Annotated in this window: 13 protein-coding genes and 6 pseudogenes; 16 read left to right on the top strand and 3 right to left on the bottom strand. The window is 35.6% G+C overall.

Annotation, left to right across the window (positions count from 1 at the left end; all coding sequences use genetic code 11):
• Window positions 1-159 precede the first annotated feature (159 nt).
• The 5 genes from WAK64_RS15575 (at window position 160) to WAK64_RS15555 (ending at window position 6,770) form a co-directional block, all read left to right on the top strand.
• A complete protein-coding gene (locus WAK64_RS15575; RefSeq protein ID WP_336587916.1) occupies window positions 160-948 on the top strand; it encodes a DUF6612 family protein in 789 nt (262 codons plus the stop codon).
• Window positions 949-3,142: 2,194 nt separating this feature from the next.
• Window positions 3,143-3,931 (top strand): DUF4931 domain-containing protein, encoded by a 789-nt coding sequence (locus tag WAK64_RS15570; protein WP_336587915.1) that lies wholly within the window; start codon window positions 3,143-3,145, stop codon window positions 3,929-3,931.
• A gap of 152 nt (window positions 3,932-4,083) precedes the next feature.
• Window positions 4,084-5,007, top strand: a complete 924-nt coding sequence (locus WAK64_RS15565) for an AAA family ATPase (RefSeq protein ID WP_336587914.1) — start codon at window positions 4,084-4,086, stop codon at window positions 5,005-5,007.
• Window positions 5,004-6,104, top strand: a complete 1,101-nt coding sequence (locus tag WAK64_RS15560) for a DUF58 domain-containing protein (RefSeq protein ID WP_336587913.1) — start codon at window positions 5,004-5,006, stop codon at window positions 6,102-6,104. The genes WAK64_RS15565 and WAK64_RS15560 overlap by 4 nt, the downstream gene beginning before the upstream one ends.
• 12 nt (window positions 6,105-6,116) lie before the next feature.
• Window positions 6,117-6,770, top strand: coding sequence for a hypothetical protein (locus WAK64_RS15555; RefSeq protein ID WP_336587912.1), 654 nt, complete (start codon window positions 6,117-6,119; stop codon window positions 6,768-6,770).
• Between the two features lie 49 nt (window positions 6,771-6,819).
• On the opposite strand, the pseudogene WAK64_RS22470 reads toward WAK64_RS15555, so the two are convergent.
• Window positions 6,820-7,365: pseudogene (locus tag WAK64_RS22470) on the bottom strand (IS3 family transposase); the annotation flags it as partial.
• A gap of 37 nt (window positions 7,366-7,402) precedes the next feature.
• On the opposite strand from WAK64_RS22470, the pseudogene WAK64_RS15540 reads away from it, so the two are divergent.
• Window positions 7,403-7,572, top strand: a pseudogene (locus tag WAK64_RS15540) (IS3 family transposase); the annotation flags it as partial.
• Here the strand turns inward: WAK64_RS15540 and WAK64_RS22465 are convergent.
• Window positions 7,573-8,142, bottom strand: a pseudogene (locus WAK64_RS22465) (helix-turn-helix domain-containing protein); the annotation flags it as partial.
• 184 nt (window positions 8,143-8,326) lie between these two features.
• On the bottom strand, window positions 8,327-9,583 hold the full coding sequence (locus WAK64_RS15530) for an MDR family MFS transporter (protein WP_336587908.1): 1,257 nt from the start codon (window positions 9,581-9,583) through the stop codon (window positions 8,327-8,329).
• Window positions 9,584-9,682: 99 nt separating this feature from the next.
• Between WAK64_RS15530 and WAK64_RS15525 the strand changes: the two genes are divergently transcribed.
• The 10 genes and pseudogenes from WAK64_RS15525 (at window position 9,683) to WAK64_RS15485 (ending at window position 24,877) form a co-directional block, all read left to right on the top strand.
• Window positions 9,683-11,389, top strand: a complete 1,707-nt coding sequence (locus WAK64_RS15525) for an ABC transporter substrate-binding protein (RefSeq protein WP_336587907.1) — start codon at window positions 9,683-9,685, stop codon at window positions 11,387-11,389.
• Window positions 11,390-11,493: 104 nt separating this feature from the next.
• Window positions 11,494-12,354 (top strand): annotated as a pseudogene (locus WAK64_RS22460) (ABC transporter transmembrane domain-containing protein); the annotation flags it as partial.
• A 60-nt stretch (window positions 12,355-12,414) separates the two neighbouring features.
• Window positions 12,415-13,015, top strand: a pseudogene (locus WAK64_RS22455) (ABC transporter ATP-binding protein); the annotation flags it as partial.
• Window positions 13,016-14,032: 1,017 nt separating this feature from the next.
• Entirely contained in the window at window positions 14,033-16,675 is a 2,643-nt protein-coding gene (locus WAK64_RS15515; protein WP_336587905.1) for a leucine-rich repeat domain-containing protein, read from the top strand.
• A gap of 448 nt (window positions 16,676-17,123) precedes the next feature.
• A complete protein-coding gene (locus WAK64_RS15510; RefSeq protein ID WP_336587904.1) occupies window positions 17,124-18,992 on the top strand; it encodes a leucine-rich repeat domain-containing protein in 1,869 nt (622 codons plus the stop codon).
• 382 nt (window positions 18,993-19,374) lie between these two features.
• Window positions 19,375-19,719 carry a PadR family transcriptional regulator gene (locus tag WAK64_RS15505; protein ID WP_419465958.1) on the top strand — a complete coding sequence of 115 codons (345 nt, stop codon included), beginning with the start codon at window positions 19,375-19,377 and terminating at the stop codon, window positions 19,717-19,719.
• Window positions 19,703-20,881: a DUF2812 domain-containing protein gene (locus WAK64_RS15500; protein WP_336587903.1), complete on the top strand. Its 1,179-nt coding sequence runs from the start codon at window positions 19,703-19,705 to the stop codon at window positions 20,879-20,881. The genes WAK64_RS15505 and WAK64_RS15500 overlap by 17 nt, the downstream gene beginning before the upstream one ends.
• A 98-nt stretch (window positions 20,882-20,979) precedes the next feature.
• Window positions 20,980-21,543, top strand: a pseudogene (locus WAK64_RS15495) (AAA family ATPase).
• A gap of 183 nt (window positions 21,544-21,726) precedes the next feature.
• Entirely contained in the window at window positions 21,727-22,197 is a 471-nt protein-coding gene (locus WAK64_RS15490; protein ID WP_336587902.1) for an arsenate reductase/protein-tyrosine-phosphatase family protein, read from the top strand.
• Between the two features lie 421 nt (window positions 22,198-22,618).
• Window positions 22,619-24,877 carry a right-handed parallel beta-helix repeat-containing protein gene (locus tag WAK64_RS15485; protein WP_336587901.1) on the top strand — a complete coding sequence of 753 codons (2,259 nt, stop codon included), beginning with the start codon at window positions 22,619-22,621 and terminating at the stop codon, window positions 24,875-24,877.
• Window positions 24,878-25,040 lie beyond the last annotated feature (163 nt).

Raw genomic sequence — 25,040 nt, 5'->3', positions numbered from 1 at the left:
TACATCTGTTTATGCTTACTGTTTTGTATAGCTTCGTGAATTCAAGTAAGCCAGTAGTAATGAAGGAGGGAGTGTTATTCGTTTTTTGAATAATAGAAATAATCATCTAGTTGTATTTTATTGTTGGTAAAATAATGAAAATGTATAGGAGATGAGAGTATGAAAGTAATCAAGTTAGCTGGAATCATGTTTTTATTAATGATCTTAAGTGTTGCGTGTAGCAATGAATCTACCTCAAAAGAAGCTGGTAAAGAAGAAGGAGATAAAAAACAAGAAATTACAAAGGAAGAACTAGTGAAAAAAGCACTAGAAAAAGAAATTACGAGTATGGAAATGGTGACTGAAGCAACATCAACAATCGAATCGAATGAACAAGAGATGACTAATTCGCTTACAATGGAATCAGTGAATGATACTTCTGTGGCGTATGCAAAAATGACTGATGTGGAAGGCGAAACAGAAATATATGCAGATGGCGAAACAGCTTATGTGAAAATACCTGAAGAAGAATGGGTTTATGGACCAATTGAGGAGTTAGGAGAAGATTTTTCTGCAGCTGGTTTTAATGAATCTTATCAAGACTATATTAAGGCTTTAGAAGAACATACAGATGTTTTTATAATTAAAAAAGAGGATAAAAAATATAATTTAGCTGTAGATAATTCAGATTTAACTAATGAAGATTTACTCAAATTCATAGAGGAAGTATTCTCGGAAAATGGATTCAATAAAGACATAACAGAGATCATTTCGTTTGAATATGTAACAACGTATGATGAGGAATTTTACTTGGAACATATTGAGTATGAAGTGAAATATGAGCAAACATTAGACGGTGAAACAACTACTATCGCATCGAGTCTTGTAGCAGATTATAAAACAAATGAAAAGGATAAAGTAGAGATTCCAACAGAAGTAAAAGAGAATGCTATTAGCGCTTATGAATAAACTTCTATATGAGGATGTGACCCTAAATAGGTAGTCACGTTTTACGATAATACCTTTTACGGTGTGAGTTCGAGTTTTTAACGGACTCATGCCTTTTCATTTTTCGTTTATTTATGTGTTGTCGAAGTAATGTATGTAATTCTGTAGTTTCTTCTTAAATTGCTCATTTCTCATTTAGTCTTTATCTAAACGATAGACTTCTAAACAACCCCATCCAATCTAGTTGGCGAACTGCTATCTTCTAGAAGAAGAAAATAGTCGAAAAAATGTATATTGTCAAAATGACAACGAAAGAATGGTTGAAGTGGTAGGGGGATTCATCGAACGTTTTTTGCATTTATGATCAGTTTTTATGAACCAAAAAGAGGTAGAATCCAATCGTTCTTTGAACATTACAAAAAAATATGATATTCTAATCATAGACAAACAATTCTGGCATACAATAAGAAAGAGCGAAGGTGCTGCTACACCGACGCTCTAACACAATAACGATTCCCTTAGTGGATCGGCCCATTAGAAATAGACCGCACCCATCATTTCAGGATAAAGGGCGGTCTATTTGTCATTCTTGTTGAAAGACAGTATCGACATTACGAGCCCAGCAAAGGCTACTGCAAACATCAATGATTCAAATACCGTCATAGGCCTCACCCCCTTTCTCGGAGATGAAGGCCGACCACCCTTAGAAATTTGTTATTGTTCACCAATTATAACACAAATCCACATTTTTCCGAAAAATAAGATTATGAACCATTATTCCTTTTCAGTGAAAAGTGCTTCTATGTGCCAACCTCATACTGCACCTATACTCATATATTTGAACAGTTGGTTTTTCAAAGTCCCAATGGTATAAAAGCAATTTACAATGCCGTTTTAAATAGAAAGCAAATTTGAAAACAAGGAATGAGATGTATAGCCATAAATCGAGTAAAACGATGAAAGGTCATCTGAACAATAGATTGCTGACTGAAATAATCAATGGGTTACTAGAACGAAATAAGCTAGGAACTAATATCACTTAAGAAAGAAATATAATAAGTTCACAAAAGTGGCACACATGACCTGATTGAAAGGGATGTAAGGTGCTATACTATAAGTGTAAAGAAATTAAAAAACATTATTACGTTAGGAGACTCAGCCATAATCATGTTCGTTCCATAGGGTGAGCGAAATGAGAAATCCCTTTACTAATAAGTGTAAGCGTTTACCGTACGTTTCATTGTACTTTTGGAAACATTGTGATCCTTTGCCAAGTTTTTTATTCAAGTTGTTACAGAAAATGAGTGTATTTAGTATCAAAAGGTAACGTCAAAGCAAAACGGTTTTCTGCAAAAATCCCGGTGGTCATGTTTAATAGTGTGACAAGTCATTTCTATTTTATTATGGAATAGTGAGGTGTTAGGGAAAGAAGAGAAACGTGAGTGTTGTGGCGATAGGAAAAACAAACAGTTGACAAAACTACATGAAGCAAAATGAATGGATATTGGATTTTATGTGTTATCTTTTTTATCCATTCGTTACAATCCTTATTTCATAGCTTCCTTTTTTGGCCAACCATGGAGACAGAAGTTGACCGTTCAGACTCAAGGTTAGCAGGTAAGGAAGTGAGAAGACTAGTTCAATCATTACAGTATTCTAGCTGAAAATGGTAAAACTTGAGCTTACTTCATGAATCGTCTATGGACTCGAAGGGATAAAGTGTAAAGTGAACGGGGAAATGGTTGATGTATTTATGTTAATAGTGGAACTAACATAAATCAGTCTAGGTAATATATTGATGAAAAATGAGTGTAGCGTGTAAAACAATGTACTGATTTTAGAATATGGTTGGGTCTCCTAACGTAATAAAAAAATGATTCCTTATCGTTAAGATAAGGGATTTTTTTATTCATAAAAATATTATCTAGATATTAACTACCTAAATAATGGTATAATTACTATAAATTGATGTTAATATCGCTTAGCAAAGCAATAGTGATAGTTGAGAAGGTTAGGTTATCTTTCCTGCTTTCGATGGCACGTTCATGTCAAGTATTTCACTTCCCTCATACAGTTATTGAAAACCACCTTCCATTTGAGAAAACGATAGAAACACAACAATCTGTTAAAATGCACTCGTGTCAATCAGAAAGAATTTGAGGAAAAGGCACCGTGAAGTAGTGAGCGATAAAAAACGAAATAATTGGGGGTAAAGATGGGTAAAGAAGAGCTTCTTTTGTTTAAATCTAGTTTGGCGAAAAATAAACCTGAAAGCATTGTAAATCGTGATTCTACTTGTCCTTTTTGTGAGACGGAGAGTTTAACAAATATACTAGACAGAGAGGGATCAATCATATGGTTGGAAAATAAATACCCTACTTTAGTAGATACGTATCAAACCATTATTATTGAAACGGATCAATGTGAATCAGAGCTTTCAAAGTATGAAGAGAGCCATCTTAGAAAATTGCTAAGATTTGCATTGAGAAAATGGCTTGATATGCAGAAAAGTGGGGATTATGCATCCGTAATACTATACAAAAACCACGGACCGCTATCAGGTGGAACGATAAGACATCCTCATATGCAAATTGTTGGTCTGAAAAAATTTGATTACAAAAATAAGATAAAAATGAAGCATTTTAGTGGCGATATTATTGATCAAGTTGGAAAGATGTCTTTAACCATTTCCGATTTCCCTTTAGTAGGGTTTACAGAATTAAATATAAAAATGGATGAACATTATGGGATCAACGATATTGATCAGATGGCCAAATATATGCAACATTGTACCCATTTTTTATTAAACCATATTGGATGTACTAGTTATAATTTGTTTTTTTACCAACTTGATGAGCACATTTACATAAAAATCATGCCTAGATTTGTGACGTCTCCCGTATTTGTCGGGTATGCTATTCCCCAACTGTCTGACTATAAAGAGGAGATTGTAAAAAATATGAAAAAATTATATTTTGCTGAGAGGACATACAGAGGAAGGTAAATAGAATGCTGTCACTCGATACATAATTCCTTTAAGAATATAAGTGACCTGAATTGATAACTATTCAAAGAGACACACCTCGGTTTTTTAATTCTTACTTAATTATTTACGATGTCAACGCATTACTTCATTGATATTTAAAGGAGGATTTCATGTTTAATCAATTAAAAGAAAACATCTCAAAAGTCATGATTGATAAAGAAGCTGAAATTGAACTAATGATGATTGCTCTTCTCAGTGATGGGCATATATTATTAGAGGATGTCCCAGGAACTGGGAAAACAACGATGGCAAAATGCTTTTCAAAAAGTGTAGAGGGCACCTTTAGTCGTCTGCAGTTCACCCCTGATACTTTGCCCTCCGATATCCTTGGCCAAGAATATTTTGACATGAAAACGAGTGATTTCAAGGTGAGAAAAGGACCGGTTTTCAGTCATGTTTTATTAATTGACGAGATTAATCGTGCCGTTCCGAGGACACAATCCGCCTTACTTGAATTAATGGAAGAGAAAAATGTAACGTTAGGAGGCGTAACGTATCCTCTACCAAAGCCTTTCATCGTGATTGCAACTCAAAACCCTTTTGATTCAATTGGTACTTTCCCCTTACCTGACGCACAATTGGACCGTTTTTTATTAACGATTCAGCAAGGCTATCCTTCAGTTGAGCATGAAAAAAAGATGCTTAAGCGATTTAAAACCTCCAATCCGATTGATACCATTCAGAGTGTTTTGACGATAGCCGATGTTATAAACATGAAAGAAGAAATGAAGCAAGTCTTAGTTTCAGATGATGTAGAAGATTATTTATTAGGGATTATTCAAAGGACAAGGAATCATAAATATATTGAGATCGGTGTAAGTCCTCGCGGCTCGCTTGCCTATATGAGAGCGATTCAAGCTCGAGCCTACATTCATGGTAGAGAGTTTTGTAATCCAGAAGATGTGAAAGAACTGGCCCTTCCTTTACTCGCCCATCGAATCGTGTTGAACGTAGAGGGGGAAGTGAAAACAACGAAAAGACATGTCATCCAGGAGATCTTGGATCACTCGCCAGTTCCTGTTGAGGCAAAATGAAGAAAAAAGTAGAGAAAACAATCTTTTCATCTTCTATTACTCTATGTGTCACGGCCCTTCTTTTTCTTATACTTAGCTTTTTTCCATACACCTCTGTGATGTTTTTATTAGCTCTGCTGATGATACTTGTATTATTCTCGCGAATTTACCTTTCTATCACCTATCGACAAATCCACTGGAAATTGAAACAATATACACTTTCCTCAAGTGTAGAAGATGTAGAAGAGTATTTCATCGAAGTGGTGAATGATTCCGCATTCCCTTTGTTTCAAACAGAAGTAATCCTTGAGAGTGAGAACGAAAAAAAGATGGTGTTTGTCGACGGTAATGAACAGGAAAGTAGCTTTCATAAGATGACCCTATATTTACGACCTAAATCGAGAAAGCTTCTTCGTTTTAAACTCAAAGCAAAGAGTAGAGGGTATCACACATTATCCCATCTTGAAATTGTATTGTATGATCCTTTCCGATTAACCGCATATAGACTGATTTATCCGGAGAGTCGATATCCTGAATTTGAGGTGTTTCCTCGATTTAATCAATTAAGTAAGCTGCATTTACAATCTTTAATCCCAGGGTATAAAACAACAACATTTTCTCCCTTTTTTGATGAAACAAACATCATTGGAACGAAGGACTATGAAAATGAAAGTTTTCGGCATATACACTGGTTAGCGACAGCGAAAGAAAATCGAATGATGGCTAAAAAATACGAAAGAGTCCATGGAAATGTTTACTCCATCCTCCTCAATTTCGTAGGGAATGGCTTTTTTCATCTTCGAAAGGACATGGAGGAGTTGATTGAATACACCGTCTCCATATGTACTTTATTAGCTAGGGACGGATGTGATGTTGAGTTATTTGTCAATTATTCCACACAAACGGAAGGTATTTTGCATGTGAAACATGATTCGAACAAGACTGATATTAAGAAACTCATTCAAACAACCACTTTAATAGATACAAAGGGCGTTTTCCTTTCTACGAATCATTTTTTTGATTATGTATGTCGAGTAAAAAATCCGCACTCCATAATGTTAGTAGTCGGGACAGCGTCCGAAGCTAGACGCATTCAATGGACCCAGGTCAAGCCGTAATGGAGGAAGAAAATGAAGAATAAATGGTTTATCATTGGTTGTTTATTTGTAATGGCCTCCTTGCTAAGTTTGCTGTTAACAAGTGTAACCTCTACGATCGCATATAACGTGAAATCAACATTTTCTTCCAATGATCCACCTTCAGAACAAAAATGGGAGGAACCAACGGATGAAGGTACTATGATTGAAAACGGTACAAATGGTAGAGAGGGAATTCCTACAGGGAAAAAAGTAGATTTTCCTTTTCCTGAAGAGAATTCAACTGACAAACTAACCCTATATATTTATATCATTCTTTTTCTTCTCATCGCTGTCACCGTCTATTTCGTCCGGAGAAGACATGTAAAGAAGAAAAAAATGGAGATGAGCCAAAACGAAATGTCCGTACCTGTAAAGAAGGAATCTAGTAAAGTAGAGGCGGTAGAAATAGATACTCACATAATAAGATCAGAAGAGCTTCATGAAGTTCGAGAATATGTGAAAAGATGGGAAGAAAATCTAGTAGACCAAAAGAGAAAAAGAGTAGCAGAGACGATTCAAGAATGGTTTCAAAGAATCAAAGGGCCAGTCGAAATTATTCCTATTTATGAAAAGGTAAGATATGGTTATGGGGATTGTACAGAGGCTGAGTTACAGTTACTGATAAAAAGGTTAAAAGAAAGATAACCTATAAATGAAGTGACCTGACCCCTAAATATTAGACATGGTTATTTCATTAGGCAACTTGGTAAAAATGAGTTCGGGATTGCACCGGACTCATTTTTAATTTAGCCTTCATCCGATTCGTATTGTAGTAGTGTATATATTTTTCTAATTCTAGTTTAAAATGATCCACACTTTCAAACTCTTTCAAATACAGAAATTCTGATTTCATGATCCATTACTGCGATGTCGTAACCGTTTCCTTTTCGAGACATACTTTGCACAATACCGCTTGATTGAAGTGTACGAATATATCGCTTCATTTGATAATGCCACCCTTGATCCGAGTGTATCAGTAGCTGATGAGCCTCAGGTAGACATTCTAAAGCTTTCTCTAACATTTCTGAAACAAGTGTATACGTTGGTCTAGAGCCGATTGTGTATGTAATAATATCACCGTTAAACAAGTCAGGGGATAAGTAAGTTTCTTACCAAATAATATTCACTCTGTGATGTCGGTTACTCATTTTTGATTCGGTGCTTCTGCCTTAAAATTACGTTCTAAAATGTTTGGGGCAACTTTACCGACCATCCCTTTATAAGACTTATATTTTTTATACGTACAACACATTACAAAGCACGTAGTATGATTTAGTAAAAAAATGAATCGCCCAAATTCAGATTCCGATTTGAAGGATGAAATTAAGCCGATATTTGAGGGAAATGAAGGTTGTTATGGCTATCGTCGCATTCGTGATGAGCTAGCGAATCGTGGTCGAAAGTAAATCACAAGAAGGTTCAGCGCATTTTGAAAGGGCTTGGTTTAAGCTAGCTTCACAAGTGCCTTCGAGAAATATTTATGCCTCAACTCATAAATTAGTTTTTCTCTGTCTCGTTTGGTGATTTTTCCTTCTTTTGAACTAAGGCATTCAACTTTTTTAAGTACTCATTTTCCATTTCAAGCTGTTTAATTCGTGCTTCAAGTACTTCGACTGATCCTTCAACTAGTGTTTATTTGTCTCTTTTTTTATGGATGAGCGCCCTTTTTTCTTTGATTGAAGGGCATCGACTCCTTGTGTTTCGAGTTGTTTTCTCCAAACACTAATCTTTAAAGGCCCAGGTATATTAAAAGCAGCTGCCGTTTCAAGAAAGGAAATACCGTTTTCAATCATGAAATTTAGTACGTGTAGTTTAAACTGTTGTGTGTAATTTGTATACCGTTTGAGGAAAGCCTCTGCACCATTCTGCTTATATTGCTTTATTCAATTGATAATAACTGTCTTTCTTACACCGACATCTTGGCCAATTTCTCGATAGCTTTCGTTTCCGCGTTCAAATAACGAAGAACGATTTGTACTTTTTCATCAGGTGTAACATAGAAAAACTGCTCCTCCAATTGTTAGATTATGTGTCTAACAATTGGGGGGCAGTTCAACAATCCTACGGTTATCTTTCTATAATGATTCCTGTAAGTGGAATCGTTAAGGTATTTTGTCTTTCATTTAAATCTAGCTTTCTTGAGACCATGGCTTGGACATTAGATACGGAAGCTATTTCCCCATCTCTCGTCTCCTATTGACCTATCTGTGAGAATGACTTGTCATGTGTTTATTTACTGATTTAGGGGATGTCAGAAACAAACCAGAGTACATTAACGCGATTCCGATCATGATAAAGATGCCGATATAAACCGACATCATGGTCGGGGCTAAATAAGCTCCAATGATGATTGTAGAGCGTGCGATTAAGTCGGCTCCACTAAAGGAAATATTGGAAAAAGCGGAGTAAGACCCTCTTTTATCATCCGGAATCATATTTGCTTGTTCTGTGTTACGTATAGGGGAATAGATTAACTCCCCCAATGTGGCGATCAAATTAAACAAAATCAGTATATACCATGTATTAGCAGAAGTGACCGTCACATAACCAATACCGTATAAAACCAGTCCAGTTAGAAGCATTGACTGATTGCTAAAGCGACGAGTGACTCTGTTTATCATAAACGTTAAAAATACAACGAGAAGCATATTTTCAATGTTTAGTAAGCTTAACATTCGTACCCCGGCTAATTCAAAATGACCGATATGAATCGATTCAAATGATTCGGCTAACCGTACACCAATATAACTATTTAGCGAAAATTCAGCGGAAAAAATAAACATTGAGCCAAACACCACTTTGACAAATGGTGTATCCTGAAAGGCTGTCTTATAGTTTGCTACTAAATCTACCAATACATTTTTGTGCTTCTTCTCTAAAAGCTGAGTATGTTCGTCAATGAGCCAAAGCTTATAGGCAATAGGCAGCATGGAAGATGTAAGTGTCAATAAAGAGAACAAGACGATTTGATGATGTAAATATAGCAATCCTCCTAATGAAACCCCGATTGCCATCGATAAATTGACTAGCCAGTAATCAAGCGTATAGATTGCTTGACGATTTTCACGTGTTGTTGAGTCAATAATAATAGCGTGCATGGCAGGCCTCCCAAGGCTGCTAGTTACAATATATACTAAATAAGCAAAGGCAAATAGCCAGATGATATTCTCCTTCGGATATAAGCTAATCGTCATAATTAGAAACATGAGTGCACTAAAAGTCGATGTGACTAATAACACTTTTTTACGAGGGAAACGATCGGAAATATAACCTCCAACCATACTAACCCCAAAGCTAACAAAAACGGTAAAAACTAAAAATAACCCTGCCCAAACTTTATTCAATTCTTCTGAGAAAAATAGGGCCATAAACGGCATAACCGCTGATGATACGGTACGGTTAAAAAAAGAAGTGATTAATCGTACCTTAATATTTTGTGGATATTCTTTCCAAGACATATTGTGAACCTCCTCTGTTTCTAGTATATTAAACTAGACTAAAGAAGAAAAAAACGGACAGATGAAAAAAAAATGTCCCCTTTTTAAAAGGAGAAGGAAATGGATAGACAATTATTGACTTTATGGAAGGCAGTTCCATCAGGGAATGTAAAAAAAGAAGAGTTAGCTGAAGCACTTCGATTAAGCACAAAACAAACCTCTAGGTATATACAAAAATGGACGAAGGAGGAATGGCTTACCTTTTCATCAGGGCGTGGACGAGGAAAAGTGTCAACGCTTCAATGGTTAAAAAATGTGGAAGAAATGTATGAAGAACAGTTGCTGAACAGCATGGATAAGTGGAGTGTGGAAGAAATGTATGAAGAACAGTTGCTGAACAGCATGGATAAGTGGAGTATTGAAATGATTAGTAAATATTTGTTATGGGACTGGTCAAAGGATAGTAAGCTGCGGCTAATGGAGAAATTTCGTTCGAAATTTGGGTATACGAACAATCTCAATGTTCAAGATAAACTTCTGATTCCGAAAGTTTATCCGTTTCTGTCGATGCATCCATTAGTAGCAGCGGATGCAAATAGTGTTAGTTTAATTGCAAATATTTATAACCGGCTAGTTGCTGTTAATCATAATGGTGAGGTGTTGCCAGAATTAGTACATAGCTGGGAGGAGACATCCACACGTTTGAGACTATACTTAAAAAAGGATGTTATTTTTCATGATGGTTCCATCTTAGTAGCAGAGGATGTTGTTCATTGTTTACAAAAATTACAGAACCATTCACACTTTCAAGATTTGTGGAAGCCTGTGACAAGCATTGTCACAAAAGCTCCGTTAGTAGTTGATCTAGAATTTCCTAATGGATGTAGCTACTGCTTACAAATGCTCTCGATGTTAAACGCGAGTATATATAAAGAAATGAAGGGGACAATCATTGGAACAGGTCCATTCTACATTGAAGAGAATAGTGAGACCAGAACGTCATTGGTTGCATTTAAAGAGTATTTTCAAGAGCGACCTTTGTTAGATTCTGTAGAATTTGTGATTGTACCACAAGATTTTGGCAGGTTGTACCGAGCGGCCAACCTTGAAGGGGAGAAATCGACTTTCTCCGTTGAAAGTAATTCTGGGTTTGGCGTCATTATGATGAATGCCTTTCGTCAATCAGCGATAAACCGAAAGGAAGTTCGTGATTATTTGCATTATATCATAGCCAAAAACCGTCATACGATAGTCGATGTCAACCCGCTTATGAATCCTAACGACCAAGGATGTTTAACTGGAGTAAGTGAGCAATATGACATAGAAAAAGTAAACCGACCTTATTTCTCTGAACCACTTATTTTGAAAATAATGAACTACACAGAAAAAGCAACAATGTGGTTAAAAGAGATTTTAGAGAAAGAAGGCGTACCTGTTCAATTAAAGTGGGTGCCATTTGAGGACACTCTATACAATGAGAAGGTAAAGCAGGAGGTTGACCTATTTGTTCACGGTGAAGTGTTTGAAATGAATCAACATTTTTCCTTTTATTTTTTCCTGAAAAATGGTTATTCTCCCTTACCTGACATTATTAAAACAGATGAAGGGCTGCTAAAGGATATGGCTGAATATGAACGAACCCCTTTTGAAAAATGGCCGGCACTAAATAAAAAGGTGGAAAAATCTCTACTTGAAGCTTCCTTAATGATTCCGTTGTATCATAAAAAACGAAAAATTCCCTTCTCAGAGGAATTGAAGAACGTTACGATTAAGCATTTTGGTTACGTAGATTTTTCCAAGCTATGGGTGAAGCCGAATATAGAGTGAGTCCTACATGCAGATGTTAAGTATCTGTATTGAGTGTTACTATTTTTCATTTTTCAATCGTTCTTTTACAATGGAGATAGAAAGATAAAAAGGAGAATATCATAATGAAAGAAACGGGTTCGAATAAATGGAGTGAGTTTAAAGAGCTTATTTTTGATACGAAGCCTCCCAAGGCGAAATTTGGGGTTGCAGTCGGACTAAGCTTGATTTCTACCCTCGTAGGATTAGGAATTCCTCTCTTTACGAAAAGTTTAATTGATACAGTGGATTTATCGAATATGAATATGATGCTCGTTGGAGGGCTACTTGTTGCGTTTATTATGCAGGCTGTCGCTAGTGGAGTATCGATTTATCTATTAAATGTAGTCGGTCAACATGTCGTAGCGCAATTGCGAATTCGTTTATGGAAAAAGCAGCTTCATTTACCGGTCAAGTTTTATGATAATCATAAAATTGGTGAACTTATTAGTCGGCTAACGAATGACACGAGTATAGTGAAAGGCTTGATAACGGACCATGCAACCGGATTTTTTACAGGGATTTTATCCATTATAGGTTCAATTCTAATCTTGCTTTATCTTGATTGGAAGATGACGTTAATCATGGTTATTGCTGTTCCGTTAACAGCCATCATTCTCATTCCTCTCGGGAGAAAAATGTATAAAATTTCGAAGGAACTGCAAAATGAAACGGCGACATTCACTTCATTATTAACAGGCGTATTAGCAGAAATCAGACTCGTAAAGGCTTCTAATGCAGAAAAAAAAGAACAAAAAAGTGGAGAAGCCTCTATTCACGATTTATACACAATCGGATTAAAAGAAGCCAAAATTCAAGCGATCATTGCGCCATTAATGACGTTAGTATTAATGGCTCTCCTTGTTATTGTAATTGGGTACGGAGGTTACCGAGTTACCCAAGGCGACTTAACACCAGGTGACCTTGTTGCGTTTATTTTGTACCTTTTCCAAATTGTCATCCCTATTTCGGCATTCACGACCTTTTTCACTCAACTTCAGAAATCGATGGGGGCAACTGAGAGGATGGTCGAGCTTTTAGAAGGTCATCATGAAGAATTAGCTACTGGAATCACTAAGGTGCAAATGAATAAACAGCTGCGATTTTCCCAGGTTGATTTTCAGTATCAGCAGGATGAGGAAGTATTAAAAGGTATTTCTTTTTCCGTCGAACCGGGAAAAGTAACGGCAGTGATTGGTCCAAGTGGAAGTGGGAAAACGACAATCTTTTCAATGATTGAACGTTTTTATTCCCCAACTTCAGGAGAAATCTTACTCGACAATCAACCTATAGAAGCGTTCTCGTTAGGTGCATGGCGAAAGGAAATTGGGTATGTGCCGCAAGAAAGTCCGATTCTTGCAGGGACAATTAAAGAAAACATTATTTATGGTGTGCAGCGTCAAGTATCCGATGAAGAGATTAAGGAAGCGGCTAACATGGCTTACGCCGATCAGTTTATTGAGAGCTTTCCTCAAGGTTACGATACACAAGTGGGCGAGAGGGGAATTAAGCTTTCGGGCGGACAAAAGCAACGAATTGGTATTGCAAGAGCCTTGATTCGCAATCCTCACCTGCTGCTATTAGATGAAGCAACGTCTAGCTTAGACAGTAAATCAGAAATTGAGGTGCAAAAAGCGTTAACCAATTTAATGAAAGGTCGCACCACCATCGTTATTGCCCATCGTTTATCAACAGTGATTAATGCTGACCAACTCGTCTTTTTAGATAGAGGAAACATCACAGGGATTGGAACACATCAAGAGTTATACGAATCTCATTCTTTATACAAGCAATTTGCCGACCAGCAACTTCAGTCCATCAATAATCAGGAAGTCCATCTGAAAGAATCAGATAGAGAATCGAATTAATTGAAAAGGAGACATAGTGCATATATAAGTGTCGATGATTAAAAGAACTGCTATCAGAAAAATATCGTTTAGTAACAAATAAGCAAACAGATTCCAAATGATTAATGTACAAATTCCTTCCATTAAAGTAGAGATAAAGCTGATTATATGCGATAAGATTCCACCTATAAAAGATACGCTGGAAAGCCTTCACGCAAAACACTTTTAAGGTAATATGTGGGTTAAATACAATGTGGGGCTCTTTTAGAATAAACGATTGCCCTTTCCTTGTTGAATAAACTTAAACAGATAGACGTCCCTTATAATGAAATGCTCGTTTCAACTGGTCCAAGAAATACAACAGCTATTCTATTTAAAAAATGGGTTTCATTTGATAGAAACAAGTTAGCTCGTTTAAAAATGGGGAGTAGACAGCAGAGTTGTTATTATCATTAGTAAATACCACGGTAGGAGAAATCCGTTACCGTGTTTTTTTCATTGAGATATTCAACGGGGTGAAATAGAATAAGCTCGTCTCTTTCCCTACAAAAAAATTTCGTCAATACCGCTAGATTTACGTTATAATAGGAGGGGTTTTTTGTAAAAAATTGAAGAGAGGTGGGTACATAGTAGCAAGTGGATAGAACGTGCTTTATTGAATTCTTTGTCCAGATAAGCTGTTCAAATAAGGATTTCTACAGGACACAATGATCTGCTCATTAAAGCCATTTACATACTTTAGTACGTAACGAAGCGAATGTAGGGAAGAGGAGAAAAAATGAAGAATAGTATACATAAAAAAATAATGATTATAATAGCAATCATCTTCTGTTTTCAGCCTATTGTGCAACTAGAGTACCCTGTGTTTGCACAATCCCAGAAGCTGATACCAGACCCAAATTTAGAACAAGCAATTAAACAAAAATTACACAAGTTAGACCACACTGAATTAACAGTAGCTGACTTGAAATTACTGACTGAATTAAATCTATATGAAAAAAACGTTAAGAGCATTGAAGGCCTTGAACATGCAGTCAATCTACAATATCTAGATCTGTATGGCAATCATATTAACGATATATCGAGTATAGAAACATTAGTGGATTTGACCTATTTACATTTAGGTGAAACCAACATAACCGATATTTCAAGCCTATCAACACTAACAAAGTTAACGAATTTAAATTTGTATAATAACAACATCTCTGATATTTCAAGCTTAGCGAAACTAGAAAATCTAAATTCATTAGCTCTTAACAGTAATCAGGTAAATGATATTTCTAGTTTGGAAGAATTAGTAAACTTATCTTATTTATATTTAAGTGAAAACAATATTACCGATATTTCAAGCTTAGCAGGACTAAAGGAATTAGAGGAACTCTACCTCTCGAGTAATGACATTGAAGATATCTCTAGCCTCACAGATCTAGAGGAAATCTATATACTAGATTTATCGGGTAATAATATTAAGGATATTTCAAGCTTAGCGAATATGAATAATTTAATACAATTATTATTATCTAGCAATAGTATTAGTGATATCTCAAGTCTAGCTGGTTTAAAAAATTTAGCAGAACTTTATTTACCATCAAACCATATTACGGATATCTCAAGTCTAGCTAAGGCAGAAAATTTAAACTATCTTTATTTAAGAAAAAACTTTATCAAGGATATTTCAAGCTTAGTCGATTTACAGAAGCTAAGGTTAATGGATCTTGAAGGCAACCCATTAAACTTAAAGGCAAAAGAAATTATTCAAACGCTGGCATCAGAAGGAAAAACCGTTATTTATCCAGGTGATTTTCTAGACGAAGCACAATCAAGTAACGCTAGTTTATTTGATTTAACAGTAAGTAGTGGTAGCTTCATTTTTGAACAAGATAAAATGAACTACTTTGTTCATGTAGAAAACAATATTGATTCGCTCAAGGTTACGCCAACCGTACAAAACGATAAAGCTTCCATTATAGTTAATGGAGAAGCAGTAAGTAGTGGAGAAGAGTCAGGAACAATCGTTTTACAAGTTGGTGACACTCCAATTAACGTAATCGTCAGAGCAGAGAACGGGACTGAAAGAACCTATACGATTACCGTGACAAGAGAGACCCAAATCGATCCTGTTGGCTCTCAGCTAATTCCAGATCAAAATTTAGCCAAAGCAATTAAACAAAAGTTAGGCAAACAAGACAACACTGAATTAACTGTAGCTGACTTGGAATCTCTAACTGAACTAAGTCTATATGAAAAAAGTGTAAGCAGTATTAAAGGACTTGAGTATGCAGTAAATTTACAATATCTAGATTTGTATGGAAATAAAATTAACAATCTATCAAGTATTGAGAAATTAGTAAATATAACAAATCTAGATTTAACAGGAACTAACATCACGAATATTTCAAGTCTATCTAACTTAACCAATTTAACCAATTTAGATTTAAGTGACAACAAGATCTCTGATATCTCTAGTCTAGCGGGACTTGAAAATTTAAATATATTATCTCTAAATAATAATCAAATTGAAGATATTTCAAGTTTGGCAAGTTTAAAAAACTTATCTTATTTAAGTTTAGGTAACAACATAATCACTGATATTTCTAGCTTAGCAGGACTAGGGGAGGTAGAAGAACTATACTTGTATTCTAACAGCATTGAGGACATCACAAGCTTAGCGAATTTAGAGAAAATCTATATACTAGATTTATCTGATAATTTAATCAAGGATCTATCAAGCTTGGTTCATCTAAAAAAAATGGTACAATTATCCTTGTCAAACAATAACATTAGCGATATATCAAGTCTTGTTGGTTTGAAAAATTTATCGCAACTTTATATATCATCAAACAGTATCATTGATATTTCAAGACTAGCTGAAGTAGAAAATTTATTTTATCTATTATTGAGAGATAATTTAGTCAAGGATATTTCAGCTTTAGTAGATTTGCAGCAGCCAATGTATATGGACCTGGATGGGAACCCACTAAACTTAAAGGCTGAAGAAATTATTCAAATACTGGAAGAACAGGGGAAAAAGGTTATTTATTCTGGAACCTTTCAAGATGAGTCATCGTATTCAAGTGATTTGACTGTAAGTGAAGGGAGCTCACACATTGAAAGGGACAAAACCGAGTACGGAGAAAATGCACTTGATTATCTAGTGCCAGTTAATACCGCCATTTCTATCTTTAAGGCACCTGTAACAGTGAATTACTATCAATCGGTTCAGAATGGAAGTAAGAAAAGCGATAGCAAGGAAATAGAGAATAGAGATGAGGAAGCTAATAGTCTACCAAAAGTATTAATAAAGCTTCAAAAGGAATCGTCTCTAGTTGCAGTGAACACGTATTTTCCTCATATGAAAAAAGTGTATACACCGATTGTTCATTCTCATCAAGTAATCGTTCAACAGCATTTATTTAATTAGTAATACTGCTGGTTAATGATTTTGGCAATAACTAGATTTTCAAATTGAGCCATTGTCAAATAGCTTTTAGCCTGGATAGAAGTAATTGAATGCAATAACGTATCCTCTATGATGATAGACTCGAAAAAAGCGTGAAGGTTAACTCCCCATTTTCTAATGAGGATAAACCTTACGCTTTTTCATTATATGAAAACATTTACAAATGGTAAATATTTCTTAGTGCTTATAATTAGATTTACGTTATAATATTGACGGTGATTAATCTAATAGCAATTGGAGGTTGATATGTATTATAGAATAAATTATTGCATAAAGTAGCGGTCTTTTAAGTGTTTAGTTCTCTCTGAAAGGATAAGTCTTTATTAGTCAATATTATTTCATATTCACTGTAATCGGTTATTACATACTAGCGTGAAACGAGAGAGAACGTAGAATGAAGGGAGAAAAAATGAAGAAATTAATAAGAAAAAGAATTGTAATTATGATGGCATTCATCATGTGCTTACAGCCGATTTTCCAACTACAGGGGCCAGTATTAGCGCAAACGAAGCTGGTTCCAGATGAAAATTTAGAATTAATGATTAAACATGAGTTGGGCAAGAGGTCATCTGAGGAATTAACTGTTTCGGATTTAGAATCTTTAACTAGATTGGATGCGAATGGTAGAGGGATACAAAATATTGAGGGACTTCAGTACGCTGATAATTTACAATCTCTCGAACTGTATGATAATAATATCAATGATCTATCAAGCTTAGCAGGTCTAGTAAATATTGAAGAATTAAATTTATCTAATACCAATGTTGAGGATATTGATATCTTAACTCTTTTTAGTTTAAAGGGTTTAACACATCTGAACTTAGATAACAACAACATCTCTGATATTTCTAGTTTAGAAAAATTGGAAAAATTAACAAGTTTATCTTTAGATAATACAAATATCGATATCTCAAGTATAGAACCGTTTGTAAGGTTAGAACGGTTATCTTTTACTGACAATAATGTCACCGATATTTCAAGCCTTTCAGTATTAAGGAATTTAACGAGCCTATACTTATATAATAACAAGATCACTAATATCTCAAGCTTGGCGGGATTAGACAATCTATATTCTTTAGCACTAGGTAATAATGAAATAGAGGATATTTCTAGTTTAGAAAGTTTAGCAAATTTATCTTATATATATTTAGATGACAACAAGATCACGGATATTTCTAGCTTATCAGGACTAGAGAAGATAGAAGAATTATATGCATCTAATAATAGGATTGAGGCCATACCAAACCTAAGTAATTTAGAGAAAATTAATCTTTTATATTTATATAATAATAAAATAAATGATATTTCAGGCTTGGAGAATTTAAATAGTGTATTTGAATTATATTTGGGTAATAACAATATCACGGATATCTCAAGTCTAGCAGGATTGGAAAATTTATCAGATCTTTATTTATCTTCAAACAACATAAGTGATATTTCAAGCTTATCTGAAACAGAAAACTTATATAACCTTTTTTTGAAGGATAATAACATTAAGGATATCTCAAGCTTAGTAGATTTACAGCATTTACGTTTTATGGATTTTGAAGGGAACCCCTTGAATTTACAGGCAAAAGACATCATTCAAACGTTTAGAGACAAGGGTAAAAATGTAATATATTCAGGTGAATTTCACGACACATCATTGTATTTAAGTAACCTTTCAGTTAGTGAAGGAAACTTACGTTTTGAAAGAAATAAAACCGAGTATGATCTACATGTGAATCACTCAGTCGAATCCCTTACGGTGACACCAACCGCTGAGGAACCTAGTGCAGTCGTAACAATAAAAGGGCCAAACGGCACTTATCAAAATTTAATTAAATTAGCAGTAGGAGAGAATCTAATTGAAGTGATTGTTACAGCAATTGACGGTACAAAGACGGTTTACACGATCAATGTGACGAGAGAAGCTGCGAGTAATGCCAGCAATGAGGATGACACCACCAATGAAGGGACCGTAGAGCCGACAGTCCCTAAGTCTCCAGAGAATGATCCTCAAGCACCGATTGCTACCTTTAATGCACCAGCAACAGTGAATTACTATCAACCGGTTGGTACTACTAATAACGAAAGTGATAGTAATGCAGGAGAGAGTAAGGAAGAAGAGAATAGTGATGACGAATCTAGCACTCTACCAGACGCCTTAATGAAACTTCAGAAAGAATCGTCTCTAGCTGTAGTGAACACGTATTTTCCTCATATGGAAAAAGTGTATGCGCCAATCGTTCTTTCACAACAAGTAATCGTTCAACAACATTTATTGAATGAGGAATAAAGACAAAAAGCTTTTGGCGAAGCCACTATAGAAAAACAACTATTACTTTGCCATTTTCTCCTTGGCACTCGTATACAGAAGATGCTGTAATGAATTAAATATTTTCTCTAAGAAAAAAATGCGTAGAGGATATGTCCTATTTTGGGTGTATCTTTTACGCTTTTTCTTTTTGATTACATTTTCAGCTGACTTCTAACATTTTCCACATTATCGGATGTCATTTTAAGAACAAACTGATATCGCTGTTGTTTGTACCTCCAACTTATAGGGGATTAATGGAAAATACATTATTGAAGCATATGTCACGTCGTGATATAGTCATAGTGTGACATATATAATTGTAATAAAAGCTATTAATTAAAGGTAGCTGAAAAGAGGTGTCATGTTGGAGATTGAAAAGGTATTAAAAAAGTATGTACCCATGACCGAAACGGCTTTTTATATACTGCTTTCGTTAACAAAACCACGGCATGGATATGGAATTGTGAAGCATGTTGAGGAGATTTCCAATTCACGAGTCCGCTTAGGTTCTGGTACAGTTTATGGCACGTTGACGAAAATGCAAAAGGATGGGATTATTACTGTTTTTGCTGATGAACAAAGAAAAACAGTGTATGAGATTACCGACATTGGAAAAAAGCTCATTCTTACTGAAATAACTAGAATAAAAGAGCTGCACGAGAATGCAAGAAAGTATGAGGGGGAATTTGATGTTGAAAGTTTTTAGGCCCTTTTGGAGCTATGATGTCAAAAAAACGGAAAGCTGGCTTTCCAACATGGCGAAGAAAGGGCATCACTTAGTAGGATTAAATCGGTGGACACGTTGCTTTTCCTTTCAGCAAGGGGAGGCAACAAACATCACCTATCGAGTAGGATATGATAAAGCAAATAGTATTCCTCTATCCAATACGTTAAAGGATGACGGCTGGACGAAAGTATTACAAAGTGGAAATTGGTTTATCACGGAAAACAGAAAACCTGTTGAACAAATTAAGCGATCAAGTGTACGAGAGGGGATCTTAAGACGGAATAAAAAAATGATGTATGGATTTACTGGGCTGCTCATTTTCATAATAACCTTTTCTCTACAACATATTTTGACACTAGGCATTGACTTTCTTCTAGGAATACCTAGTACCAAAGTCGAGAGTCCGATGTGGATTGTAACCTATTTATTCTTTAGTGCTGTGATCACAATGTTATTGTTAGCCATGTATTCAATTAGAACAATTGGAAAAACGAACAAGGATTTAATGAATGAAGAAGTGGAGAACTTATTTACTGGGAACGAGGAAGAAGACAGACTCAGTAAAAAAGAAGAATTACAGCTAAAGCGGTCAGGGGAGCTTGTGAGGAAACGAAAGCTCGCTTGGATGTATTCTCCAGACAAGCTTGAAAAATGGCTGGAATCAATGGAGAAGGCAGGCTATCATTTATATCGAATTAGTCAAGCAGGAACAGCTTTTCATTTTCGCACTGGCGCTCCTCGTAACGTAAAGTATTGCGTGGATTACCAACATATTTCAAGTGAAAACTATTTCGCTATACATAGAGAAGCTGGCTGGAAAAGTGTGTATGTGTCTCCTACTTCATTACAAAAATGGACGATTTGGAGCTATGAATATATTGACGGTGAGGAAAAGCCGCAATTATACTCAGACAAATTCCTTCATGTGAAACAAGCGAAAAAGGTGGCTGTTGCGTATTCTATTCTTTTTCTACCTATTGTGATCATGTATAGTTTTCTTGTAGGAGTTTTTATTGCTGGTATGGATATGACAAACGTTATCCTATTTTCCTTTTCGATATTCATTTTTGGGTCCTTTACCGTTAGGTCCTGGCTTTATTATCGGAGAATTCGGAAGCAATATACCATTACGCTTAATTAGAGGTATACGAAAGATTAGATTACTCCAAAGTGATTGGTTAGGGTGAAAAATCTCACAAAAACAAGAAGATTTGATGTATGAAATTGGAGTGGAAATAAATGAATCGACTAGTTATTATGACGGTTGGAAAAACGCATAGTGGAAAGACGACATTTGCAAAAGCATTAGAAAAAGATTTATATCATTCGGTTGTAGTGGACCAAGATAACCATGCTGAATTTCTTCACACTCATAACTAACCTTTGTTACCAAAGGAAGGATGAAATTTAATCAAGTATACGCTCACTGAAACAATTGTTAATTATGCAATTCATGAATCGACTTGTCATATTATTCTATGTAACTCAAATCGAAATCGCCATAATCGTTTGCAATGGCATGACTATTATCATGACAAAGGCTTTACTAGTATTCTTGTAAATTTTGATCTTCCAGAAGATGTTCTAAAAGACCGTATTTCCAACAGTAATCGAAGTACGTCCGTATTAAGAACGGCTGCAAATTTTGAGGAGGTTCTTACTCGTCAAGGGAATGAGGCGAATAAGGAAGATGTAAAAACTCCTACAGAAGGAGAAGCAAATTACTTGTTCACGATTCAACACGCTGAAGATGTTCCATCTGTTATTAGAAAAATTACCAATATTGCTCGAAGTCGTAACTAGGTAGACAGGCTTTGGTCATCCATACTGACCATTTGGAGTAAGGACGTTTTTATTGATTTTTTTCTACAATATTGTGGTTTAGATATAAAAATCGTTATAGGGTATCTTATTCAAAAATAAATTTTTTAAGCAAACGAGTATCAATAGTTCGGATACATCGCGAATTTAGAAGGAGAGTATAGGGTGAAAATATTATTTTTATGTACAGATAATTACACAAGAAGTATTACAGCTGAATTTTGTTTAGTCAATTATTTAAAGAAAAACAATCTGTCACACATAGAGGTACAGTCAGCGGGCTTTAAATCTAATAGTGATTTAAGTTCATTCTCAAGCATTCATTTTGATAGAATGGATCAACTTAGTATTGATACATCAAACTTTAAAAGAACGCAATTTAACAAAGAATTTTTTGAAGAATTTTCTGTAATCGTTGGAATGGGAAAAGAACACAAAGATTATATCCTTCAAGAATACGGAAAAAGAATATATTTATTTAATGAAATCTACAAAAAAGAAGAAATATCTTTAGTTGTTCCCCCTCCAGATGAAGATGGAAGCTATTTAGAAGAAATTAAGAATATGGTTGATTATATCCATAACGCTATGCCAAAGTTTGTAGAGAATTTATCTCTAATCCAAGTGCAAACCTAATTTCTTCTAGTATTGGGTGTGTTGAAACATCAAGAAATTAAACACAACTATAAGAACCAGTTTCCTTATTTGCGCTAACGGAACTGGTTTTTTGGTACCTTCTAACACGACCTTGCTTAAATCTGCTATTTTATTCCGTTGTCATCATTTCCCTGAATCCACTAAGTATAATAAAAATTTCCTCTTACATTTCCTCAAAGAATTTTCACCAATCATCGTTGATCAAATGGCTCATTTCTTATGTATTTTCATTAATTTGTCCATACTGTAATTGGTGATTATTGTAATGAGGAGAAAGGTGTGGAGCTTGAGAAAAATCGTAGGTAAACCGGTAGCAGCGTCGGCTAGCTATGAGTGACACCTCAGCTCTCCTAATTTTCCTAATGTAAGATTTCATTCAAAGGTAAAAGGTGGGCTATAAGTGAATAAACAATTACTATCACTAATATTGGTTGTTTCCATGGGTTTTTTGGGGCAAATAGAGACAAATCATTCGACACAGGTACTATCTAGTAGTACGCATATAGGAAATGATGAACAGCAAGACGTAAATTCCCAGTTCACAATAGGAGAAAATAAAACTGCTTCAAAGGATAAGGAGAAGGAACGAGCAGATGATCGCACAACTTATTTACTTGAGCTCAAACGGTGGAATATTTTCAATGATGGGACACATCCACTTGAAACAACAAAGGGTATGAATGAAGCTCTTCAATGGGCAAGTAATAAAGGTTATTCGACAGTAGAAGTACCAGCAGGGACTTATGTCATTTCAAAAGGAATCGATGGGGATGAGGACAGTCGACGTATTAATATGCTCAGCAAGCTGACAATGAAATTGGGAGATGAGACAGTTTTTCAAAAAGAGCCCAATGGCAAAGAGCAATATGAAATTATTTATTTCGGACCACAAGTCAAGGATGCTACCTTAAAGGGTGGCGTGTTGATTGGAGATCGAGATCAACATGATTATTCAACAAAAAATAGTGGTGGAACACATGAATGGGGGAATGGAGTTACAATTGCTGGTGGAGAAAATATTACGGTTGACGGTGTGGAAATTAAAAAATTTACAGGTGATGGGATATTTATAGGTGGTTCTACGATTGGCGGAGGATTGGGCGGAACATTAACAGAATCACATTTTGAAGAGGGGAGCTTAGATAAGACGGGGAAACCTATTCCTCAGGAAGGGAAGATTCGTTCAGAGCTTAGACCCCTTGATCATATTGAAAATGAAGACCATCGAATCGTGAATATGTGGCTTCCTGAAGGACTCTCTTCAAAAGAATTTGATGTATTCTACTATAAAGAGAATGGTACATTTTTGAGCAAAGATACAGGTCGAATCTACGCTAATTACTCCATTGCACCGAAAGAAGCTCATTCTTTTCGAGTCGTGTTCGATGCAGACGGAATAGAAGGTGTTACCGTTCAGCATATGGTGATTGAAAATGCCAAAAATATCGTGATTCAAAACAATGATATAGGATATAACCGAAGACAAGGGATAACAGCAGGAGGGGAAGGAGTTCAAATTAAGAATAATTTTATTCATCACACGAATGGAACTGCGCCACAGGCAGGCATTGATATTGAGCCTGGTTTTTATCCAGCCAGAAATCATGTCATTCAAGGCAATACCTTTTTAGACAATAAAATTCAACTGGTAGCGGCTTATGGTGAAAATGTTACGATTGAAAAAAATACGTTTGAACAAACCGCAGCAGTAGAAGGAGCAGTTGGAGTACATATCCATAAAGCATATCGTGGCGACAAAGTAATGCAGAATAATCAATTCAAAGGCTCAGGTTTAACGCTCGATTCAAAAGGTGCCATAGCGGAGGGAAATACATTCACTGAATCACAAATAAATCTTCAAGGAGATGATCAGCAATTAAACGAGAGTGCCTTCCATAATGCAAGCTTAACCATTGGAGGGGGAGTCGACCAAAAGGTCTCCGACCTCACTTTCCATCAAATTGGAGAACTAGGACAGGACCGTGCCTCTTTTTATATAGGGAGAAATCCAGTCATAGTAAAAGATGTCACGATTTTAGCGGATACAACCAACAAGAGAGTGCCAGGAATCCTTTTTGGAGAAGGACATGCTGACAGTACGTACGAGAATTTAACGATTACAGATAAAGCAAAAAACGGTACGAAATTAGTTGCTGGAACCTATACGAATGCAACATTTGATGCAGGTGAACTGGCAATTCGTACAAAAGGAAGCTATATATTCGTAAACAGCAAGCTAACGGCAAAGGAGCGGTTTCTAACTGTTACATCAGAAGCGGAGGCAGAGCCAGAAGTGTCGATAAAAAATAGTCAGTTAGAACTAACTGATAATATTGGCTTTGGGGGAGCAGTATATGTTCAGCAGGCAAAGAACTTTGAGGTAGTCGATAGTACAATTCTTGCAGAAAATAATACGGTTACACATACTTCACTATTTAAATTTGGGCCAAATGGAGATGAGCCAAAAGCAACGGGAATTTTCGGAATCACGATGAAGGGAAACCGCATTCATACAAGAGAAGGAGTTGTGGCAATTGACACCTCCAGTTCAGGAGCCAATGCCCCTAGCTACACGTTCGAAAAAAACACCATCGTTAATGGCTCATTGAAGGTGAAAGAGAAGGATGTTCATGAATTGAATGAACATATAAAGAAATAATCAAACGGAGTACCGATAAGATAGATGTTGAATAACATGTACATTCCTCTGTTGGAATCAAAATGCCCTTTTTCGATAAGTGAAAAGGGCATTCTTTTTGAAAGTAAATACACGATGCTTTTTAATAGATTTTCGCTTAACAGTGAAACGGGGAACATTGGTA

Origin of the sequence: Bacillus spongiae (assembly GCF_037120725.1) — a bacterium.
In the GTDB taxonomy this organism is placed as follows: domain Bacteria; phylum Bacillota; class Bacilli; order Bacillales; family Bacillaceae_K; genus Bacillus_CI; species Bacillus_CI spongiae.
Note: the sequence above shows the minus strand (reverse complement) of the source record. Positions and strands in the feature narration are given on the sequence as shown.